Source organism: Oleiphilus sp. HI0123 (assembly GCF_001635315.1).
Window position 1 is genome coordinate 1 of the sequence record NZ_LWGE01001481.1, and the last position, 3,004, is coordinate 3,004.

5 protein-coding genes are annotated in these 3,004 nt (G+C 43.5%); 4 read left to right on the top strand and 1 reads right to left on the bottom strand.

Features of this window, described 5'->3' with window-relative positions:
- From A3761_RS19525 to A3761_RS19540, 4 genes are all read left to right on the top strand, one after another.
- The coding region (locus tag A3761_RS19525; protein ID WP_068750722.1) for a rhodanese-like domain-containing protein at positions 1–328 on the top strand (328 nt) is incomplete at its 5' end.
- A 24-nt stretch (positions 329–352) separates the two neighbouring features.
- Positions 353–604, top strand: coding sequence for a glutaredoxin 3 (gene grxC, locus A3761_RS19530; protein WP_068511259.1), 252 nt, complete (start codon positions 353–355; stop codon positions 602–604).
- A gap of 145 nt (positions 605–749) precedes the next feature.
- The gene (secB, locus tag A3761_RS19535; protein ID WP_068511257.1) at positions 750–1,268 is read left to right on the top strand and encodes a protein-export chaperone SecB; all 519 of its coding nucleotides are present in this window, start codon (positions 750–752) and stop codon (positions 1,266–1,268) included.
- Positions 1,269–1,373: 105 nt separating this feature from the next.
- The gene (locus tag A3761_RS19540; RefSeq protein WP_068511345.1) at positions 1,374–1,862 is read left to right on the top strand and encodes a tRNA (cytidine(34)-2'-O)-methyltransferase; all 489 of its coding nucleotides are present in this window, start codon (positions 1,374–1,376) and stop codon (positions 1,860–1,862) included.
- Here A3761_RS19540 and A3761_RS19545 read toward each other — a convergent pair.
- Positions 1,832–3,004 (bottom strand): multifunctional CCA addition/repair protein (locus A3761_RS19545; protein ID WP_197473127.1); only part of this gene is annotated, 1,173 nt, incomplete at its 5' end. The two genes, A3761_RS19540 and A3761_RS19545, sit on opposite strands and share 31 nt — an antisense overlap.

A 3,004-nucleotide genomic window follows, 5' to 3' on the forward strand; every position in this document is an offset into this window, starting at 1 on the left:
ATCGCGTTCTGGAAGAGCCGTTAGTCCTCAAGAGGCGACGCTTTTACTAAATAAAGATCAGGCTGTGATCGTTGACTTACGTGACAAGAAAGACTTCTCTGAAGGTAAAATTACAGGTGCCTTGCATATTCCTTTTGCAAACTTGAAAGAGCGATCGACTGAGCTGGAAAAATATAAGGATAAGCAAATTATCCTGGTAGATAAAATGGGTCAGCACTCTGGAATGGCGGGTAAGACTTTGCAGGCAGAAGGTTTTGAGAATGTCTGCCGTATGAGTGGTGGTATTGCTGAGTGGAAAAATAGCAATATGCCTCTGGTTCGTAAATAAACACAATAGCTAAGAGTCAATAAAATGGTCGTAATGTATTCTTCAAAATTCTGCCCGTTTTGCTTTCGTGCTAAAGCGCTTCTTCAAAAAAAGAAAGTAAACTTTGATGAAATTCTAGTGGATGCAGATCCATCTATCAGGCAAAAGATGATGAAAGAATCTGGCCAGCATACAGTGCCACAAATCTGGATTGGAACAACTCACGTAGGTGGCTGTGACGACTTATTTGCTTTAGAGGCAAAGGGTGAGCTAGACGCTTTATTGGAGACCTTATAGCTTATAAGGTTATTCCTATCGCAAAAACTAAAAAAAGAGCTTGATAGGCTCGCATTTTTAACTAGCACCGCCTAGTATTTAACTTTTGGCTCGTCAGCTTAAGTTTTACGAGCTGTTATCAAATTATCAAGAATTAGGATCCATCATGTCAGAGAATGAAACGCCTGAAGTTGGCGCTCAAGAGGAACAGCAGCCACAAGTCAACTTTGCCCTACAGCGCATCTATGTAAAAGATATTTCCTTTGAGTCACCGAACTCACCCATGGTTTTCCAGAAACAATGGAAGCCAGAAGTGAAAATGGATCTCAATACTAAAAATGCTGGTTTAGGTGAAGATCACTATGAAGTAGTTGTTTCAGCTACTTTTACCGTTTCAGTCGAAGGTATGACGGCTTACATTGTTGAAGTTCAGCAAGCGGGCATCTTTAAGCTTGAAGGTCTAGAAGGTATTCAATTGGCACAAGCGCTAAATGCGTTTTGCCCAAATCTTCTATTCCCTTACATGCGTGAAACTATTGACACAGTTGTCGTTAAAGGTAGCTTCCCGGCAATGATGGTTGCACCGGTTAACTTCGATGCTATCTTTGCTCAAGCTGTAATGAAGAAGCAAAAAGAAGCGCAAGAAGCGGCTGAGAAAAAAGCGGGTAGTGAGTCTACTCACTAAGCCTCTTGTTATGAAAGAAGAAAGCAGTGCTATGTCGCACTGCTTTTTTGTTTGAGCGCATTTTTTTGTTATTTCTATTTTCCCTATTTGGTTGATATTAAATATATGTTCCATATCGCACTCTATGAACCTCAGATCGCCCCCAATACAGGTAATATAATTCGTCTGGTTGCGAACAACGGTTGTTATCTTCATTTAATCGAGCCATTGGGGTTTGATCTAGAAGAAAAGAAACTTCGACGTGCGGGTCTGGACTATCGAGATATGGCAAACGTAACGCGCCATAAGGACTATGCTTCTTTTCTTGAGGCTGTTGAAGGGCGGCGAATTATTGCATGTACAACTAAGGGGAGTGGGCCTCATGATCAGCTCACTTACCAGGAAGGTGACGTATTATTGTTTGGTTCTGAAACGGCAGGGCTGCCCGATTCAGTTTTAGCGAGTATTCAGTCAGAACACAGAATCCGCATTCCAATGATGGTCGATAGCAGAAGCCTAAACTTGTCCAATGCAGTGGCAATCATAAGTTATGAGGCTTGGCGTCAGTGCGGATTTAAAAATGCTCAGCTAGTGGGCGAGTTTTCTCCTTCATAAGTGCTTTTTATCTGCTTTATTTTTTCTTTTCGTAAACGGTCTAGCTGCTCGCCAATTTCTTTCCCTTTGTAGCCCTCGGCAACGATTTCTTTTGTGGTGATTAAGCTGAGAGTGTGTAATATCCGGCTAAAAAGATCTGCTTGTTGGTATTGCGCCTTTTCAAACCCGGTCCTACCTCGTGAGTCTGCCTTGCTGCACAGTAATATTTCTGCAAAGCGCTCAGGGCGTCTAAAGGCGTCGCACTGCTTTAAAACTTTCAGAATGGTTTCGCTTCTTAACTCAAAAGCTTTATGGATGTGCGTGTGATATTCACTGCATAAACATGCCAGGTCTCGGTATTCATTCGGTACTCGATTTCGTTCACAGAGCTTCTTTATCGGCTCTAAACCTAGGCGCTCATGGCCATGATGGCTTGGCCATTTTTCAGGGGCGGTACAAGCTTTTCCCAAGTCGTGTGTAAGAGCAGCAAAGCGAACTTGTTTTGATTGGCTTAGTTGACTAGCTTGCTCCAAGGACATGAGAGCGTGGATGCCACAGTCGATTTCTGGGTGGTACTTTTCTGGCTGAGGAATGCCAAATAGCGCATCGATTTCCGGGAATACGACTTTCAGGCAGCCAACTTTTCTAAGTACTTCAAAATAAATCCAAGGGGACTTTTCACTTAGTGCTCGTTCAGTTTCTTGCCAGATACGCTCAGGGACTAAATGATTTGCCTCACCTTTCAGAACCATTTTGCTCATGAAATCGAGTGTTTCGTCAGCTATTTTAAAGCCGAGGTGATAAAAGCGAGCAGCGAAACGAGCCACGCGTAGAATTCTTAGTGGGTCTTCTGTGAAGGATGGCGAGACGTGCCTGAGTAGTCTGTTCTTCAGATCGTCTTGACCGCCATACGGATCAATCAGCTCACCGTCTGCGCTCATTGCCATCGCATTAATGCTTAGGTCTCTTCTGATAAGGTCTTGTTCTAAAGTGATTGATTTTGACGTGTCAAAGCTGAAGCCTTGGTAGCCCTGACCGTTTTTACGCTCTGTCCGCGCAAGAGCGTACTCTTCTCTAGTTTTGGGGTGGAGAAATACAGGGAAGTCTTGGCCGACCTGGGTAAAGCCTTGTTTAAGCATCTCGTCTGGGTTGCTACCTACTAC